Origin of the sequence: Oikeobacillus pervagus (genome assembly GCF_030813365.1) — a bacterium.
Classification (GTDB): Bacteria; Bacillota; Bacilli; order Bacillales; family DSM-23947; genus Oikeobacillus; species Oikeobacillus pervagus.
The window spans coordinates 78,536-96,996 of sequence record NZ_JAUSUC010000001.1 but is presented as its reverse complement, the minus strand read 5'-3'; the positions used below and the strand labels follow the sequence as shown (position 1 = coordinate 96,996).

The window sequence follows — 18,461 nt, the reverse complement described above, 5'->3', positions numbered from 1 at the left end:
AGGCAGGATAAATAAACAAAACCACAGTTTTGAATGAAATATCATTCGAAAAACTGTGGTTTTGTTATCTTTCACTTCTTCTGTCGTCTTCTTGCTTCATTTGGTCCCTCTAACTTTGTTGCTCCATCGTGGTGTAATGCTTGATCACGATCGGATTGAACCCTTCCACTTTTCTTCAATTTCCGTTCCTGACGATCTCTGCCCATTATAACCACCTCCTATCTATAAAATCCCTATCTTTTCAGGACTTATACATGAATGAAAACCGTATTTTTTTCCCATAATGGGAATAATAGGAGGGAGAGGAGTGGATGGAATTTTTTTGATTATATGTTGGGGAAATTGGATTATTACTACTTTTATACTAGATAAAAAACATCCTCGACGTTTCCATATAAGTCTCTTGTCATTGTTGCTCATTATTTTTGCTCATGACCAAATGTTGATTGGAGCATATTCAATTTCTGTTACCTACCTCATACTTGTCTTTCAATCTTTTTATTTCGTGATCAACCTATCCTTGAAAGAGAAGGGGTATTTATTCATCACATCTTTAATGGTGACGATGCTCTATACAGGAATTTATTTGTTAGAGCTCTATGAAAGAGCAGTGTTCAAAACCGATGGTAGATGGTATATATTTGTCGCCATTATGGTTGTGATTCAATTAGTATATCCGGTTAAAAGTCATTTAGGAAAGAAATTTCTTGCCCTTTCCGTAGGATTATTACAAGGAGATTGGTTAATCGCTGTGATTTTGCACTCAGTTTCCTTCCCCTATAAAATAGGGGGCCTTCCATTCCTCGATTTTTACATATTTCATCTTGGAGCGATCTTAATCATGCACTGGTTAGGAAACTTAATTCGTTCTTTAGATATAAAATCTTTTGCGGCAAAGGAGAAACAAAAGAGCTATGAATGAATATGTTTTCCCTATCATTTTTGGAGTCATCATTGGGACGGCCACAAGGTTCTTTTTGTTAAGAACAGATTATCGACAATACCCAACCTACTTACACGGCAAAATCATTCATTTGGCACTTGGCTTTATCGCTGCAGGGTTAGGTACGATTGCTGTCCCTGCCTTAATGGAGGCGAATTATACGGCGATCACTTTTTTAACTGTTGCTGCTTCTCAATTTCGGGAAGTAAGAAATATGGAGAGAAATACGTTAACCATGCTGGATGATTTTGAACTAGTTCCAAGAGGTACAACGTATATTGAAGGGATTGCGATTGCGTTTGAAAGCCGAAATTATTTAGTCATTTTCACTTCCATGATTACAACATTAGTTTATATTCTTTTAAATGTGTATATCGCCATTATTGTAGCTGTGATTTGTATTTTAATATCGAAAGTGTTAAGTGCAGGGGGAAAGTTGAAGGAAATTGTAGATATTGAACATGTCGAACCGCATTTTAAAGAAGCAGGTCTCTATGTAGATAATATCTATATTATGAATATAGGTTTAACTGCTCGTCGTAAGGAGTTGCTTCGTTACGGGATGGGGTTTGTTTTAAAGCCAAAGAGTTTTGATGCTCGATCAACGATAGCAAATTTAGGACAGCGTCAAGCGATTTTACATGATCTATCTACTGCACTTGGTGTCTACCGGGATTCAGGTACACCTGCATTAAGTCCGTTGGCGAAAAGAGATTTAGAAGATGGAAGAGTGGCGGTTTTTGTACTCCCTCAAGAAAAGGATCTGAAAAAGGCGATCACCATTCTAGGTGAAGTCCCGACTTTGGAAAATGCCATTAGAATGCCAACAGAATCAAAAGCTAATGAAAAGGGGCGGAAGATTGAATGACCATCGAAAAATTTATTCTTGCTGCTATTACAACGAATCCTAGTAAAGTGCCAAGTGGTACGGCTGTCTTCCATTGTCATGATAAAGAGGAATTAGAAGTGGTCGCTTCCAATTTAGAGGCTATTTTGGACGGGATCGCTCATCAATTAACAGAAGAGATTTTTATTATCGTTAGACATTAATGCTTTCGTAATTGCGAAGAGATGTAAATATTGATAAAATGTTAAAGTTGAACACCCTTCTAATTAAAGAAGGGTTTTATTTACATTTAACCCCCCTTAATGGGCAGTAAAACCTCCACCTCAAAATGATGAAAAATCAAAGAATAGGTGAAAGATCACTGCTCATGAAGGTCCGGTGATGAAAAAGATGGATCGTGCTAGACTGACTACGGGACGTGGCGTTCTTTAGCGTGGCTAGTTCAACTAACATTTAGGGGAGATAGAGAAACCTCCACTGAATGAAATTTCACATTACAGAGACAATGACAGAATATTGCTTTAAACGATAAAGCTGTATTTTTCTACATATTCTTAGATTCGTCATTCAAGAAAGGAAGAGATAGATGGTTAAACCAGTTGTTGCTATTGTTGGCAGACCAAATGTTGGGAAGTCGACTATTTTTAATCGGATTGTAGGAGAGAGAATTTCGATTGTGGAGGATGTTTCGGGGGTGACCCGAGATCGAATCTATAGTTCAGCTGAATGGTTGACTCACGAATTTAATATCATTGATACTGGTGGAATCGACATTGGGGATGAACCTTTTTTAGATCAAATTCGTCAACAAGCTGAAATCGCCATTGATGAGGCGGATGTGATCATTCTTTTAACAAGTGGACGCGAAGGTGTCACCTCTGCCGATGAAGAAGTGGCCAAAATTTTATATCGGTCAAAAAAGCCAGTGGTTCTTGCTGTCAACAAAGTAGATAACCCTGAAATGAGGGATCAAATTTACGATTTTTATGCATTAGGTTTTGGAGAGCCATTCCCTGTATCAGGTGCACATGGCATTGGGTTGGGAGATTTACTTGATGAAGTGGCTAAGCATTTCCCTGAAACAGAGGAAGAGGAATATGATGATCAAGTCATTAAGTTTTGTTTAATCGGACGCCCAAATGTCGGAAAATCTTCTTTAGTAAATGCCATTTTGGGAGAAGAGCGTGTTATTGTGAGTGATATTGCGGGAACGACGAGGGACGCAGTTGATTCATTGTACACATATGATGGACAGGAATACGTTATTATTGATACGGCAGGTATGAGAAAAAAAGGGAAAGTGTATGAATCTACCGAAAAGTATAGTGTATTACGTGCTTTACGTGCAATGGAAAGATCCGATGTTGTGTTAGTTGTATTAAATGCGGATGAAGGAATTCGTGAACAGGATAAAAAAATTGCTGGGTATGCACATGAAGCAGGGCGCGCCATCGTGATTGTTGTGAATAAATGGGATACAATAGAAAAAGATGAGAGAACTATGCGGGATTTTGAGCAAAAAATTAGAAACAACTTTTTGTTTCTTGATTACGCACCGATTGTCTTTTTATCTGCAAAAACGAAAAAAAGACTTCACACTCTTTTACCAGTCATTAATATGGTAAGTGAAAATCATGCCCAACGAATTCAATCAAGTGTACTCAATGAAGTAATTATGGATGCGGTCGCTATGAACCCGACCCCGACAGATAAAGGAAAGAGATTAAAGATTTTTTATGCTACACAAGTAGCCGTAAAACCGCCGACATTTATTTTATTTGTCAATGAACCGGAATTATTGCATTTCTCTTATGAGCGCTTTTTGCAAAATCGAATTAGAGAAACATTTGGATTTGAAGGAACACCTATTCGAATCATTGCCCGTGCTAGAAAATAAGAGGAAGATTGACACATCTACTTCCTTTTAAATTCTAACCTTGTCATTAATGCAAAGGCTGTGTTAGGACAGATGTTGATTAGAGTGAAAGGCGCGAAGACTTTTGTGAGAGGATGAGAGGGAGGGGAGACGCAGCAGGCGCTAAAATGCTTAGGGGGATCACCTTCCGCCCACAGAAATAGAGGCGCCTGGAGTGAAAATCAACAGCCAAGTTTCACAGAGTCAATGTAAAAGAAAAATAAGCAGGTGATAAATTATGAAAAAGAAAGAAACGGTTGCCGTTGTGGGGGCGGGAAGTTGGGGAACTGCCCTTGCGATCGTTTTGGCAGATAATGATCATCGCGTTCGCCTTTGGGGACATAAAGAAGAATTAATGAAAGAGATTAACGAAAAACATACGAATGAGAAATACTTACCTAATATATCATTGCCAACAAATATTGAAGGAATTCCTTCCTTAGAAAAGGCTTTAAATGGAGTAGACATCATTGTTATGGCTGTTCCGACAAAAGCCATAAGAGAAGTATTGCGGAAAATTGTAGCTTTTCAAAAGACACCCCTTACGATTGTGCATGTGAGTAAAGGGATTGAGCCTGATACATTACTTCGAATTTCGGAAATGATTGAGGAAGAAATGCCTGCAAATATTTTGCGAGATATCGTTGTTTTATCCGGACCAAGCCATGCCGAGGAAGTTAGTTTGCGTCATCCAACAACTGTGACCGTTTCCTCGAAAAACATGGAAGCAGCAGGGTCCATACAAGATTTATTTATGAATCAACATTTTCGTGTCTACACGAACCCAGATGTGATTGGGGTAGAAATTGGTGGGGCATTGAAAAATATTATTGCATTAGCCGCGGGCATTTCAGATGGATTAGGATATGGGGATAACGCGAAAGCGGCATTGATTACACGTGGACTTGCTGAAATTGCAAGATTAGGTACAAAAATGGGGGCAAATCCACTTACATTCTCTGGATTAACAGGGATTGGAGATTTAATCGTTACTTGTACAAGCGTTCATTCCCGTAATTGGCGGGCAGGAAATATGTTAGGAAAAGGGCAGAATTTAGAGGAAGTCCTTCATAATATGGGCATGGTTGTCGAAGGGGTAAGAACAACAAAGGCGGCCTATCAGCTTTCTGAAAAATATAAGGTGAAAATGCCAATTGCGAAAGTGTTGTATCATGTACTATTTCACAATGAATCACCTAAAGAAGCTGTTGATGAGCTTATGGCAAGAATGAAAACCCATGAGATGGAAGATTTAGTGAATGTACTGGAAGACCGCGTGAATGAATAATTGTTAGACATTAGGCGAATGAGGAGACAAAGGTTTTTCTATATCATAGAATACTATGAGAAACCCAGCTTTAAAACGGATGGAAGCGGTCTTAATTAGTTGAAGCTATTGTGATCAATCCAATAGCTTTTTTTTCTGGACTTTTCTCACAGATTAATGGCTATATGTGTAGGGGGGAGTTTCCATTCATTGGGAGTAATGAAATTGCCGAAGAATCTTTCAAAAAGGAGATTCTTGTCCATTCTATATATTTATTATGGTATAATACTGTTCGAAATTAAAAGGGGGCAGAATGATGTCATCGATGATGAAAATGTGGATCTCATTTATTTCAATGGGATTAATGTTTGCTGCGATTTTTACTATATATTTAAGCCGATATAAATTGAAACAGGGAATATTAAAGTTTGTAACAGCATTGATTGCGTACATATGCATGATTGTTGGCGGGCTCATGATGATTTATATTGTTTTTAGTGGACCTACTGCATGATGAGGTTAGAAAGGAGCTTTACATTGAGGAAAAGGTTTTTCGCATTATTTATAAGCGTATTTACCATAACGATATTATCTGGATGTATGTTTCCAGAAGAAAAGAAATCACAGAACCAAGTTCCGTATGAAAATCAAATCCAGTCTGTACAATCGGCCGTAGAGCAATTTAGAGAAAAAAATGATGGGATTCTACCAATTAAAACGAAGGAGCAGGATACACCTATTTATTTGAAGTATCCGATTGATTTTAAAAAGTTAGCTCCTGAATTTATGGCTGAACCACCAGGAAATGCATATGAGAGTGGGGGAGTTTTTCAATATGTATTAATTGATGTTGAGGACCAACCAACAGTAAAAATCTTTGACTTGCGCATAGCTGAGCAAATACGCGAACTGAATATTCGCCTTCAAGCCCATCAATATCCTCCATTTAAAGAGGAGATTGTCAATAATGTATATACACTCGATTATTCTAAATTAGGATATAAAGAGGAACCACATGCAGTAAGCCCTTATTCAAACAAAAATTTGCCTTTTGTCATGACAGGGGACGGGAAGATTTACGTGGATTATCGAATGGATTTATATGAATTATTAAAGAAAGAGAAACATTCATATAAAACAGGTGAAGATATACGGCCGCTTTTGACTAAAGATTCAGTATTTGTACCAGCTTATTCATTGCCTTATACAGTTGATGATAAAAAAGAACCGATATTTTTACAAAAATAGTTCTAACCCTTCCATCTACAAATATATTGTAGAGGAAGGGTTCTTTTATTGTTAGGAATTGTTTGATCACTTCTGGATCACTCATACGGATCCAGTCTGTGATCACGAGTGATCCTTTCTTTAATAAATATATGCGTTTTAAATGCTTTAATAGGGGAAAATATTATTTTATTTTCTAGTCATAAGAGTGTGGGACAACATCATAAATATATTTTGAGTACAAGAAATACCAGACTATAATCCCTGGAATGAATGTTGGGAGGGAATCTCTTTGGAAAAAGTAGATATTTTTAAAGATATTGCAGAAAGAACAGGTGGAGATATTTATTTAGGAGTTGTAGGAGCTGTAAGAACGGGGAAATCAACATTTATCAAAAAATTCATGGAACTAGTTGTCATTCCGAATATCCAAAATGAATCTGATCGTGCACGTGCCCAAGATGAGCTTCCTCAAAGTGCAGCAGGAAAAACGATTATGACAACAGAACCGAAATTTGTACCGAATCAAGCCGTTTCGGTTCATGTTGATGAAGGTCTAGAAGTAAATATTAGATTAGTGGATTGTGTTGGTTACACAGTTCCGGGAGCAAAAGGCTATGAAGATGAAAATGGCCCTAGAATGATTAGCACTCCTTGGTATGAAGAACCAATCCCTTTCCATGAAGCAGCTGAAATTGGCACAAGAAAGGTGATTCAAGAGCATTCGACAATTGGAGTTGTAGTGACAACAGACGGAACCATTGGAGAAATTGCAAGACAGGATTATCTGATCGCCGAGGAACGCGTGATTAACGAGCTTAAGGAAGTTGGAAAGCCATTTATTATGGTCATTAATTCAGCAAAGCCACATCATCCTGAAACAGAGAAATTAAGGGCAGAACTGAACGAAAAATATGATATCCCTGTCATTGCGATGTCAGTCGAAAACATGCGAGAAGGGGACGTATTGAATGTTCTTCGTGAAGCATTGTATGAATTCCCTGTTTTAGAGGTGAATGTGAACTTACCAAGCTGGGTTATGGTATTGAAAGAGGAACATTGGCTCAGAGGAAACTACCAAGAAGCAGTGAAAGAGACAGTAAAAGACATTAAGCGCCTGCGAGATGTGGATCGTGTCGTTCAAAACTTCGGAGAATATGAGTTTATCGAAAATGCAGGGTTAGCTGGAATCGATATGGGGCAGGGGATTGCAGAAATTGACCTTTTTGCACCAGATGAGTTATACGACGAAGTGTTAAAAGAAATTGTTGGAGTGGAAATTCGCGGGAAGGATCATTTATTAGAGTTAATGCAGGATTTTTCACATGCAAAAAGAGAATATGATCAAATTTCCGACGCATTAAAAATGGTGAAACAAACTGGATACGGCATAGCGGCCCCTTCTTTAAATGACATGAGTTTAGATGAGCCTGAAATTATCCGACAAGGTTCAAGATTCGGTGTTCGTTTAAAAGCTGTAGCACCGTCGATTCATATGATTAAAGTAGATGTAGAATCAGAATTTGCCCCAATTATTGGAACAGAAAAGCAAAGTGAAGAACTTGTCCGCTATTTAATGCAAGATTTTGAGGATGATCCATTATCCATATGGAATTCTGATATATTTGGCCGCTCACTAAGTTCAATTGTAAGAGAAGGTATACAGGCAAAGTTATCATTAATGCCAGAAAATGCGCGTTATAAATTAAAAGAAACATTAGAAAGAATCATAAACGAAGGTTCTGGTGGCCTCATTGCCATTATTTTATAACAAGTATTTCAATAGACTCTCAAGCCTGGGGGTCTATTTTGTCTTGTTCTAATGGGTCATTACAGCGGAGCAAAAAAAGGAGGACAGAAAGAATAAACTGTATGAAGATTCACTATATTAAGGACTAAACTCATAGAAAAAGAGAAAACTTTTTAATTTAAAGTGTTTTGTCAGAAAAGATTGCCATGTTTTAATGAATTCTGCTTGATATGGAATTTCTTATATGATAATCTTTTAACAGAATTGGTGCGGTAAACATTGATTCTACAACATTTTACTGGTTTAAAGTATATTATTCCGGAAAATTGTTCATTAATGAAAGTAAGAAGTAATTCTACTTTTAACCCTCTTGGGAGGAGGTGAATGGCATGAATAAAACAGATTTGATTAATGAAGTTGCAGAAGCAACTGAACTTTCTAAGAAAGATGCTACAAAAGCGGTTGATGCCGTTTTCGATGCCATCCAAAAATCATTAGCAAATGGAGATAAAGTTCAATTAATTGGTTTCGGTAACTTCGAAGTACGTGAACGTGCAGCCCGTAAAGGACGCAATCCACAGACGGGAGAAGAAATTGAAATCGCAGCAAGCAAAGTACCAGCATTCAAACCTGGGAAAGCGTTAAAAGATGCTGTTAAATAACTACATAGCCTCTTGGCTAAGAAGACTCGTACACGGGTCTTCTTTTTTACATCCTCACTCTTTTTCCTACCAATAATAAATAGTTAGGAACTAATATTGACGGAAATTCTACTTCATTAATGGTGTCATAGATCCCTTTTTAGGATTGCGGACGGGAATCCTCTACCTCTTTAGAGTAGAGATGAGAGTACGCTTTTGTCGAAATCCCCTTGTGGGATGGCAAGACAAAACATGATATACTACTTACAAGAACGAGTGTTCTTTGAAAACTGCATTATATGGGGTTGTGGTGAAGAAAGGACAGTCACCACGTAAAATAATGCCTGTCATGTGGGAAAGACCCACTCATTTGAAACCATTGCAAGGTTCGGAATGAACCTTCGTGGAGGGCAGGTCGATAGACCGCCCGATGAAGCGAGAAGCTCAGTCAATTCATTGACGGGTAGTTCACGAAACGTCTTTTTTGCCCCTTCCCTATCATTGTGCTAATATTAGGAATGTTAGAGATCAAATGAACTTTATGTGAAATCGTTATGTAGGAGAGGATAAATAGATGACAGAAGTGAATCGTGCGAAAATAGAGGACGCTATTCGAATGATACTCGAAGCGATTGGTGAAGACCCCAACCGCAAAGGTTTATTAGATACACCAAAACGGGTGGCAAAAATGTATGAAGAGGTCTTCGCCGGATTAAATCAAGACCCAAAAGAATATTTTGAAACTATTTTTGGGGAAGCTTATGAAGAGCTAGTACTAGTAAAGGACATTCCGTTCTACTCTATGTGTGAACATCATTTAGTCCCATTCTTCGGCAAAGCCCATGTCGCTTATATTCCAAAAGATGGGAAAGTGACGGGGTTAAGTAAATTAGCTAGGGCGGTTGAAGCTGTAGCGAAACGCCCTCAATTACAAGAAAGAATAACATCGGATGTTGCCGATGCTATTATGGAAAAATTACAGCCATATGGTGCAATGGTTGTCGTTGAAGCAGAACATATGTGTATGACGATGCGGGGAGTAAAGAAACCAGGTGCTAAGACTGTGACAAAAGCTGTTAGAGGAATATTCGCTGAAGATGCAGTAGCTAGAACGGAAGTACTAAACCTCATTAAGGAATAATGGTGATGGATGTATGAAAAATTTTCAAGCTGATTTTATTATGATTAAAGCTTTAGAAGATGGGGTCAATGTGATTGGGCTGACAAGGGGATCAGATACTCGATTTCACCATTCCGAGAAATTAGATAACGGAGAAGTCATGATCGCACAATTCACAGAGCATACTTCTGCAATCAAGATTAGAGGTCGTGCCGAAATTTCAACAAGTTTTGGTGAAATGCAAAGTGGAGATTAAGAATGAGTAAAGGGATGTTAGCTGTTTTCTAAAACGATAGAAGACAGCTTTTTTGTTTGCTTCTTGTTAGATGTGTTTATTTCTTTAGAACTGTTATTCGTAATTCATGGATAGTTATGTTATAATATTGCTTGTTTTACTACGTATATAAAATGATTAAATCTTTTTTTACATAAACATTAGAAATATATTAGAATGGGGAATTTGGGGTTATGATGAACGATTGGCTAAAAATAGTAGCTACCTTAAAAGAGAAAATACAACTTAAGCTAAATGAACCATATTTAATGCAGCATATAGATAGTCCCATGATTAATGAAGACCGATTATTATATTTATTATTACCATTTTCAAAAGGTCAAATCCAATCTCCAAAAGTAGAGATGAATGTAACGACAGCCATGCTCATTCAAGTAGCCCTTGATACCCATGAAAAAGTAATAAATTCAAACGAATCTACTCAAAAGCAGCAACTTACCGTATTGGCTGGAGATTATTTCAGTGGGCTATATTATCAATTATTAGCCAACGGGAAAGATATCCAGCTTATTCGTTATTTAGCCAAAGCCATTAAAGAAGTGAATGAGCATAAAATAGCTGTTTATCAATATGAAAGCCATTCGATTGAAGAGATTATTGAAAGTATCAGGAAGGTTGAAGCTAGTATTATTCAAAAATTTTATCAATATTTTCATTTTGAAACATATAGCTTGTTAGTGACGGAATTGTTATACTTAAAAAGACTTTTTAATGAACGTACCTTATTATTGGAGAAACAACCATCACAAATGTTTAACGCGATACATCAACAGCTTTTCCAAAGTGTTCAAATGGATTCAGGCATACCCGAAAGCAACTTGCCGATCCTAATGGATTATTGCAATCAACAAATTAATAATGTGAAAGCCACTATTTCAAAACTTATGAAAGAAGATTGCCCTGAGAATGAACTTTTTATAGAGTCTGTTCGTGAACTTTTAAAAGTAGAGTGATGGAGATTTGAATACGGAGGAAGGTATTGCTATGTCACAACAATCTAAAGAGGAACGTGTACATCACGTATTTGAAAAAATATATTCAGATTACGACAAGATGAACTCAGTCATCAGCTTTCAACAACATAAGAAATGGCGAAAAGATACGATGAAACGAATGAATGTTCAAAAAGGAGATTCAGCTCTGGATGTTTGCTGTGGTACAGCCGATTGGACGATTGCACTTGGACATGTTGTTGGAAAAACAGGAAAAGTCATTGGACTAGATTTTAGTCAAAATATGTTGAAAATTGGTGAGGAGAAGGTCAAGCGTGAACAACTATCTCACGTTGAACTAATCCAAGGGAATGCTATGGAACTTCCTTTTGAGGACGGAAGTTTCGACTATGTCACAATTGGTTTTGGGCTAAGGAATGTTCCTGATTATATGCAAGTTCTAAAAGAAATGAACCGAGTGTTAAAACCAGGTGGAATGGCCGTGTGTTTAGAAACATCACAGCCGACAATGTTTGGGTTTCGCCAACTTTATTTCTTTTATTTTCGCTTTATCATGCCTTTATTTGGGAAAGTATTTGCCAAAAGCTACGATGAATATTCATGGTTACAAGAATCGGCACGTGGATTTCCAGGTATGAAAGAATTAGCAAAGATGTTTGAAAGAGCAGGGTTTGTAAATGTTACGTATAAACCACATAGTGGTGGAGTTGCAGCCACACACATTGGATATAAACAAAAGTAGGACATTAGGGTGAAAACGGATATGAAACTTAAAATACTGTATTCGTTTTTAAAGGCGGATATTGAATTAATAGAAAAAGAACTAGAAAATGCTATACAATCGCATTCTCCATTACTAAATGGAGCCTCATTGCACCTTATACAAGCTGGAGGCAAAAGAATTCGTCCTGTTTTTGTTTTACTTGCTGCGAAATTTGGGCAATATGATATAGAACGAATAAAGGATGTGGCCGTTGCATTAGAATTGATTCATATGGCTTCTCTTGTACATGATGATGTGATTGATGATGCAGAACTTCGGCGAGGTAAACCTACTATTAAAGCACAATGGAATAATAAAGTCGCAATGTATACAGGTGATTATATTTTTGCAAGATCTCTTGAATATATTACGAATATAGAAGATGCGCAAGCTCATCAAATTCTCTCATCCACAATGGTAGAATTAAGTATCGGTGAAATCGTCCAGATTAAAGATAAATACCGGTATGAACAAAATTTACGGGAATATTTACGGCGAATAAAAAGAAAAACAGCCCTACTAATCGCAGCAAGCTGTCAGCTAGGTGCCATTGCAGCAGGTGCAGAAGAAGAGGTTCACCGTAAGCTATATCAATTTGGCTACTACGTTGGAATGGCCTTTCAAATAACAGACGACATTCTTGATTTTACGGCTACGGAAAAAGAGCTTGGAAAACCAGCAGGCGATGATCTCCGTCAAGGAAATATTACCCTTCCAGTATTATATGCAATGGAAAATAAAGCCCTTCGTAGCAAAATTATAAAAGTCACAGAGCATTCAACAAAAAATGAGATGGAAGAAATCATCCGTTTAATTAAAAGTACCGATGCGATCGAACGGTCCCATATATTAAGCAAAAAGTATCTAGTAAAGGCCTTAAATATTTTAGAAGAACTACCAGTAAATCGAGCAAAAAAATCATTAAAAGATGTAGCTACATTTATTGGAAAAAGAAAATATTAAAATCACTACCTGGCTGTTGTAAAACAGTGGAATCAATGATAATATTTTTTTGTATTGCTAAAAATGAACAGTACATATACATAATTTAGGAGTGGATCATAATGGAAAGAACATATTTAATGGTTAAACCTGATGGTGTACAACGTAATTTAATCGGAGATATCGTGAGTCGTTTTGAGAAAAAGGGTTTTCAATTAGTAGGAGCAAAATTAATGAATGTATCAAAAGCTACAGCTGAAGAGCATTATGCAGAGCATAAAGAACGTCCTTTCTTCGGTGAACTAGTTGACTTTATTACTTCAGGTCCTGTTTTTGCTATGGTTTGGCAAGGTGAGAATGTAATTGCGACTGCTCGTCAAATGATGGGTGCTACAAATCCTAAAGATGCTCTTCCAGGAACCATTCGTGGTGATTTTGGTGTCACTGTTGGAAAGAATATCATTCACGGATCTGATTCACCAGAAAGTGCGCAAAGAGAAATCGGTATTTTCTTTAAAGAAGAAGAGCTGACTGAATACTCAAAATCAATGAATGACTGGATTTATTAATCTCAGGGTATGAACAAAAAGGAATCGTCTTGACAGACGATTCCTTTTTTACATTCAACAAATCTTTTTTCTTTGACCTATCCTAACAACAATAAAACATTCACTTCAAAATGATGAGGAATCAAAGAAGATAGGGGAGGATAACTGCTATAATGGTCCGAAAAGAAAGGATGTGACTTGCCAGGTCAATTCAGTGAACGCACATTCTTCTTTAGCGTGACAAGTTCAATCCACATTCAGCGAGGGATGGAGATAAGGAAGTTTCACTTTATCGTAAATATTGCTCATAATAAATAGATAGAAATTATTAACATTTTAAATAGTTCTTTCGATATAATATATAATGATATAAAAGTCATATATGAAGATAAACAAGGGAGATTTGTGAATGATGTCCAAAGACTATGGAGACTTTATTATTTCGGTAAAAAGAAAAACAGGAATTGATCTTTCACTTTATAAAGAAGCACAAATGAAGCGAAGGCTAACCTCACTTTATGAAAAAAGGGGGTTTCATTCATTTAAAGAATTTTTTGAAGCGATGGCAAAGGACCGTAACTTATTAAATGAATTTTTAGATCGAATGACGATTAATGTTTCAGAATTTTACCGGAATGCTAAACGATGGGAAGTGCTAGAAAAGAAAATACTTCCCCGCTTGCTATCCGAAAATAAACGATTAAAAATATGGAGTGCTGCCTGTTCTACAGGAGAGGAACCTTATACCATCGCGATTATTTTGTCACAATTTGTTCCATTGTCCGAAATTTCAATATTAGCATCTGATATAGACGAGAATGCCATCCAAAAAGCTAAAATGGGAGTATATTCTGAACGATCATTAGCAGAAGTGCCTAGTCATATGAAGAAAAAATATTTTCGTAAAGAAGGGGACTATTTTGTCTTAGCAGAGGAGATTAAACGAACGGTCATGTTTCGAAAGCAAAATCTTCTAGCCGATCATTTTGACTCCAACTTTGATTTAATTGTTTGTCGCAATGTACTGATCTATTTTACAGAAGAAGCGAAAGATATCCTATATCATAAGTTCAATCAGGCTTTAAAACCAGGTGGAGTTTTCTTTGTGGGCAGTACCGAACAGATTTTTACCCCGTCTATTTATAGATTCGAAACAGAGGATACCTTCTTTTATCGAAAAATATGACAAACAATAGCTGTTTTAAAAGCAGCTTTTCTTTTATTTATGATCTATTATTAATGGAAAAATGAAAAAATATAATAAATTATGACAAATAATGCTTTATTTGTGGTAAAATTCACAGAAAAACATAATAAATTCTATATAAGAAGTTTTAAATATGATATAGTTTTACATAACTTCTTTAGCGAGTTGAAGGGGGAAAGTGGAAATGAGATATTTAACAGCTGGTGAATCACACGGACCACAATTGACTACGATCATCGAGGGTCTTCCGGCAGGAATGCCATTGGTAGTTGAAGATATTAATACGGAGCTTGCACGCCGTCAAAAAGGGTATGGCCGTGGGCGTAGAATGCAAATAGAGAAAGATCAAGCGATGATTAAAAGTGGTGTTAGACATGGGAAAACATTAGGATCTCCCGTTGCTCTAGTTGTCGAAAATAATGATTGGAAACATTGGACAAAAATTATGGGGGTTGAACCACTCGATGAAGGGGCAGAGGAAGAGATCAAAAGAAAAGTAACAAAACCTCGGCCAGGACATGCTGATTTGAATGGTGGTATTAAATACGGCCATCGTGATATGAGAAATGTTTTGGAACGCTCTTCTGCACGTGAAACGACTGTACGTGTGGCAGCGGGGGCAGTCGCCAAGAAATTATTAAAGTTATTAGGGATTGAAATTGCTTCTCACGTAATTGAAATTGGTGGGGTAAAGGCGAACTCAATAAACTTTACGTCCTTAAAAGAACTGCAAGAGGTGACAGAGGCATCCCCTGTACGTTGTTTTGATCAAGAAGCTGCCGAAAAAATGATGAAAGCCATTGATGATGCCAAGGATAATGGTGATTCAATTGGTGGAGTTGTGGAAGTAATTGTGGAAGGAATGCCAATTGGGGTTGGAAGCTATGTTCATTATGACCGAAAAATAGATGCGAAAATTGCTGCGGCTATCGTGAGTATCAATGCATTTAAAGGGGTTGAATTCGGAATAGGCTTCGAAGCTGGGAGGAAATTTGGCAGTGAAGTACATGATGAAATTGCTTGGGAAGCCGAAAAAGGCTATTATCGAAAAACGAATCGTTTAGGTGGGCTTGAAGGTGGCATGACCAATGGGATGCCAATTGTTGTAAGGGGAGTCATGAAACCAATTCCAACCTTATATAAACCGCTTGAAAGTGTAGATATTGAAACAAAAGAGGTATTCGCAGCAAGTATTGAGCGTTCCGATAGTTGTGCCGTACCTGCAGCAAGTGTTGTGGCAGAAGCGGTTGTTGCTTGGGAAGTAGCTTCAGCCATTATTGATCATTTTTACAGTGACCGTTTTGATGGATTGAAAGCTTCGATCGAAGAACATCAACGATATGCGAAGGAGTTTTAAACCATGCAATCACTTAATGTTGTCACGATGGATCAAACATATCCTGTCTGGGTTGGAGATGGAGCGATAAATAAACTGAAGGAATTGTTTCAAGAATCGTTTCAATCCGTTACGAAAATTCTAGTCATTTCAGATGAAAATGTGACAAATCTTCATAAAGATGTATTAGTTAAGGTGTTACCAGAGCAGATTGATTGGAAATGGCATACTGTACCAAAAGGGGAGCAAGCGAAATCCTTTGCTGTATTCGAACAGTGTATTTCTTTCGCTTTAGAAAGTCAGTTGGATCGAAAGTCTTGTATTTTAGCTTTTGGTGGTGGAGCAACTGGTGACTTAGCAGGATATGTAGCGGCTAGCTTTATGAGGGGAATTCCATTTATTCAAATCCCGACAACCATTCTAGCTCATGATAGTGCGGTAGGTGGAAAGGTAGCAATCAATCATCCACTTGGAAAAAATATGGTTGGCCATTTTTATCAACCGAAAGCAGTAGTTTATGATACTCGTTTTTTACGAACACTTCCAGCTCAAGAAATTCGCTCTGGATTTGCAGAAGTCATCAAACACGCACTGATTCAGGATGCTTCATTTTTGGAAGATTTAATGACAAACTTACAAGACTTTCAAGCAATGGATGAACAATATTTACAGAAGTGTTTAATAAGAGGGATTGAAATTAAGGCCAACATCGTTGCGGTAGATGAGAAAGAACATGGGATTCGCGCCTTTTTGAATTTTGGTCACACATATGGACATGCTCTTGAGGCGAAAATGGGCTATGGGAACATTACTCACGGTGAGGCTGTCATGATTGGCATGATGTATGCTTTGTACTTAAGTAAAAAGTATTTTAAGCTGACATTGGATCTCCACAAATTCCAAAACTGGATTGAATCTCTCGGATATCAATTGAATATCTCAACTTCCATCTCTTTTGAAGATTTATTTAATGCCATGAAGCGAGATAAAAAAACAATTGGTCAACATGTCAGATTTGTATTATTAAAACAAATTGGAGAACCAGTATTGGTCGACATGGAGGAAAAGGATTTACTGGAAGCAGATGCTTTCATTCGTTCTATTTAACAAAAGGAATTTAGAAAACTAAACAGTCAAATTGATTGGGGGGATACGAATAAATGATCAGGGGAGTGCGAGGAGCTATAACAGTTAGTCATAATGAAGAAAATGAAATCGTCGATGCTACTGAACAGCTTGTAAAAAGTATGATCACTGAAAATCAGATAGAGGCAGAAGATGTTTCATCTGTTTTAATTTCAGTTACGGAAGAATTAGATGCAGCTTTCCCGGCGAAAGCACTAAGGCGGATTAAAGGCTGGACATATGTACCAGTGATGTGTATGCGTGAAATTCCTGTGACAGGAAGTTTGGAGAAATGTATTCGAATTATGATGCACGTAAATACACCCCAATCACAGAAAGAAATCCAGCATATCTATTTAAATGAAGCGATTTGCTTACGCCCAGATTTACGAGAAAAGAAAATCGAAGAATAAAGGCTGTAGGCTTGGGTTAAATGAAAAGGAATCATACAATAAGGAAAAAAGAGGGAAAAGGGAGAGACATCTCATGAAATGGAAAGAGCAAATCTTGAACTTAAAAGCATATCAACCAGGACGTTCAGTCGCCCAAGTAAAGGAAGAATTTCAATTGGAACATATCGTCAAACTAGCTTCCAATGAAAATCCTTTTGGCTGTTCACCACTTGTAAAAGAATGGTTAAGTCAGTTTAATGAATCGTTTGCCATCTATCCAGATGGATATGCTACGATATTAAGAAAAGAGCTTGCTAATCATCTCCAACTACAGGAAAGCCAATTATTATTTGGGAACGGCTCAGATGAAATTATCCAAATCATTTCACGTTCTTTATTAAAACCTGGAATGAACACTGTTATGGCGACTCCGACATTCCCACAATATCGCCATAATGCAACCGTGGAAGGGGCAGAAATTCGCGAAATTCCATTGAAGGATGGGGCACATGATTTAACCGCAATGGGAGAAGCGATCGACGAGAACACTGCTATTGTATGGCTATGCAGTCCAAACAACCCATCAGGAATTTATATCAATGAAAGGGAATTAACCGGCTTTTTAAATTCCGTTCCTAAAGATGTATTGATCGTACTTGATGAGGCATACCATGAATATGTTACAGCAGAAGACTACTATGATGCCCGTGATTTGATAAAAGAATATCCCAATCTGTTAGTGATGAGAACTTTTTCAAAAATTTATGGGCTTGCCAGTTTCCGGATTGGATACGCATTTGGTTCGGACCAACTGATTAGATTCCTTGAACCAGTTCGTGAACCATTCAATGTCAACACAATTGGACAAGGTGTTGCAGCTGTTGCACTGAAGGATCAATCATTTATTGAAAAATGCCGTGCAGAGAATAAAAAAGGATTAAATCAATTTTACGAGTTTTGTGAAAAAAATGAGTTACATTATTACCCATCCGAAGGGAATTTTATACTAGTTGACTTTCAAACAAATGGTGACGATGTTTTCCAATATTTGATGCGTAAGGGGTATATCGTTCGATCCGGGAAAGCATTAGGATTCCCGACTTCTGTTCGAATTACAGTAGGTTCAGAAAGTGAAAATGAAGGTGTTTTAAAAGCGATTGAAAGTTTTTTAGCGGAAAAGAAATAATAAT

General features: G+C 37.3%; 21 protein-coding genes. 20 read left to right on the top strand and 1 reads right to left on the bottom strand.

Translation table 11 applies throughout. From position 1 onward, the window contains the following. Positions 1-71: 71 nt before the first annotated feature. A complete protein-coding gene (locus J2S13_RS00505; RefSeq protein ID WP_307255698.1) occupies positions 72-206 on the bottom strand; it encodes a YpzI family protein in 135 nt (44 codons plus the stop codon). A 101-nt stretch (positions 207-307) separates the two neighbouring features. On the opposite strand from J2S13_RS00505, the gene J2S13_RS00500 reads away from it, so the two are divergent. From J2S13_RS00500 to hisC, 20 genes are all read left to right on the top strand, one after another. Continuing rightward, the gene (locus J2S13_RS00500; protein WP_307255697.1) at positions 308-922 is read left to right on the top strand and encodes a YphA family membrane protein; all 615 of its coding nucleotides are present in this window, start codon (positions 308-310) and stop codon (positions 920-922) included. Next, positions 915-1,811, top strand: a complete 897-nt coding sequence (locus tag J2S13_RS00495) for a YIEGIA family protein (protein WP_307255696.1) — start codon at positions 915-917, stop codon at positions 1,809-1,811. The genes J2S13_RS00500 and J2S13_RS00495 overlap by 8 nt, the downstream gene beginning before the upstream one ends. Next, positions 1,808-1,993, top strand: a complete 186-nt coding sequence (locus tag J2S13_RS00490) for a capping complex subunit for YIEGIA (RefSeq protein WP_307255695.1) — start codon at positions 1,808-1,810, stop codon at positions 1,991-1,993. The genes J2S13_RS00495 and J2S13_RS00490 overlap by 4 nt, the downstream gene beginning before the upstream one ends. A 383-nt stretch (positions 1,994-2,376) precedes the next feature. Continuing rightward, a complete protein-coding gene (gene der, locus J2S13_RS00485; RefSeq protein WP_307255694.1) occupies positions 2,377-3,687 on the top strand; it encodes a ribosome biogenesis GTPase Der in 1,311 nt (436 codons plus the stop codon). Positions 3,688-3,943: 256 nt separating this feature from the next. After that, on the top strand, positions 3,944-4,993 hold the full coding sequence (locus J2S13_RS00480; RefSeq protein ID WP_307255693.1) for an NAD(P)H-dependent glycerol-3-phosphate dehydrogenase: 1,050 nt from the start codon (positions 3,944-3,946) through the stop codon (positions 4,991-4,993). A gap of 292 nt (positions 4,994-5,285) precedes the next feature. Further along, positions 5,286-5,486: a DUF2768 domain-containing protein gene (locus J2S13_RS00475; protein ID WP_307255692.1), complete on the top strand. Its 201-nt coding sequence runs from the start codon at positions 5,286-5,288 to the stop codon at positions 5,484-5,486. A gap of 86 nt (positions 5,487-5,572) precedes the next feature. Continuing rightward, positions 5,573-6,220, top strand: a complete 648-nt coding sequence (locus J2S13_RS00470; protein WP_307255789.1) for a YphF family lipoprotein — start codon at positions 5,573-5,575, stop codon at positions 6,218-6,220. Between the two features lie 271 nt (positions 6,221-6,491). Next, complete coding sequence (gene spoIVA, locus J2S13_RS00465) at positions 6,492-7,970, top strand: stage IV sporulation protein A (protein ID WP_307255691.1); 1,479 nt, start codon at positions 6,492-6,494, stop codon at positions 7,968-7,970. Positions 7,971-8,338: 368 nt separating this feature from the next. Further along, entirely contained in the window at positions 8,339-8,611 is a 273-nt protein-coding gene (gene hbs, locus J2S13_RS00460) for a non-specific DNA-binding protein Hbs (RefSeq protein WP_307255690.1), read from the top strand. Between the two features lie 553 nt (positions 8,612-9,164). Continuing rightward, positions 9,165-9,731 (top strand): GTP cyclohydrolase I FolE, encoded by a 567-nt coding sequence (folE, locus tag J2S13_RS00455; protein ID WP_307255689.1) that lies wholly within the window; start codon positions 9,165-9,167, stop codon positions 9,729-9,731. Between the two features lie 13 nt (positions 9,732-9,744). Then, positions 9,745-9,966 carry a trp RNA-binding attenuation protein MtrB gene (mtrB, locus tag J2S13_RS00450; protein WP_307255688.1) on the top strand — a complete coding sequence of 74 codons (222 nt, stop codon included), beginning with the start codon at positions 9,745-9,747 and terminating at the stop codon, positions 9,964-9,966. A gap of 212 nt (positions 9,967-10,178) precedes the next feature. Further along, positions 10,179-10,958 (top strand): heptaprenyl diphosphate synthase component 1, encoded by a 780-nt coding sequence (locus tag J2S13_RS00445; protein ID WP_307255687.1) that lies wholly within the window; start codon positions 10,179-10,181, stop codon positions 10,956-10,958. Between the two features lie 31 nt (positions 10,959-10,989). After that, a complete protein-coding gene (locus J2S13_RS00440; RefSeq protein ID WP_307255686.1) occupies positions 10,990-11,700 on the top strand; it encodes a demethylmenaquinone methyltransferase in 711 nt (236 codons plus the stop codon). Between the two features lie 21 nt (positions 11,701-11,721). Further along, positions 11,722-12,684 (top strand): heptaprenyl diphosphate synthase component II, encoded by a 963-nt coding sequence (hepT, locus tag J2S13_RS00435; RefSeq protein WP_307255685.1) that lies wholly within the window; start codon positions 11,722-11,724, stop codon positions 12,682-12,684. 101 nt (positions 12,685-12,785) lie between these two features. Then, on the top strand, positions 12,786-13,232 hold the full coding sequence (ndk, locus tag J2S13_RS00430; protein ID WP_307255684.1) for a nucleoside-diphosphate kinase: 447 nt from the start codon (positions 12,786-12,788) through the stop codon (positions 13,230-13,232). Between the two features lie 391 nt (positions 13,233-13,623). After that, positions 13,624-14,397 carry a CheR family methyltransferase gene (locus J2S13_RS00425; RefSeq protein ID WP_307255683.1) on the top strand — a complete coding sequence of 258 codons (774 nt, stop codon included), beginning with the start codon at positions 13,624-13,626 and terminating at the stop codon, positions 14,395-14,397. Between the two features lie 205 nt (positions 14,398-14,602). Continuing rightward, positions 14,603-15,775 (top strand): chorismate synthase, encoded by a 1,173-nt coding sequence (gene aroC / locus J2S13_RS00420; protein WP_307255682.1) that lies wholly within the window; start codon positions 14,603-14,605, stop codon positions 15,773-15,775. A gap of 3 nt (positions 15,776-15,778) precedes the next feature. Beyond that, a complete protein-coding gene (gene aroB, locus J2S13_RS00415; RefSeq protein WP_307255681.1) occupies positions 15,779-16,861 on the top strand; it encodes a 3-dehydroquinate synthase in 1,083 nt (360 codons plus the stop codon). 53 nt (positions 16,862-16,914) lie between these two features. Then, positions 16,915-17,292, top strand: a complete 378-nt coding sequence (gene aroH, locus J2S13_RS00410; protein WP_307255679.1) for a chorismate mutase — start codon at positions 16,915-16,917, stop codon at positions 17,290-17,292. A gap of 73 nt (positions 17,293-17,365) precedes the next feature. Continuing rightward, the gene (gene hisC / locus J2S13_RS00405) at positions 17,366-18,457 is read left to right on the top strand and encodes a histidinol-phosphate transaminase (RefSeq protein ID WP_307255678.1); all 1,092 of its coding nucleotides are present in this window, start codon (positions 17,366-17,368) and stop codon (positions 18,455-18,457) included. Positions 18,458-18,461: the final 4 nt, after the last annotated feature.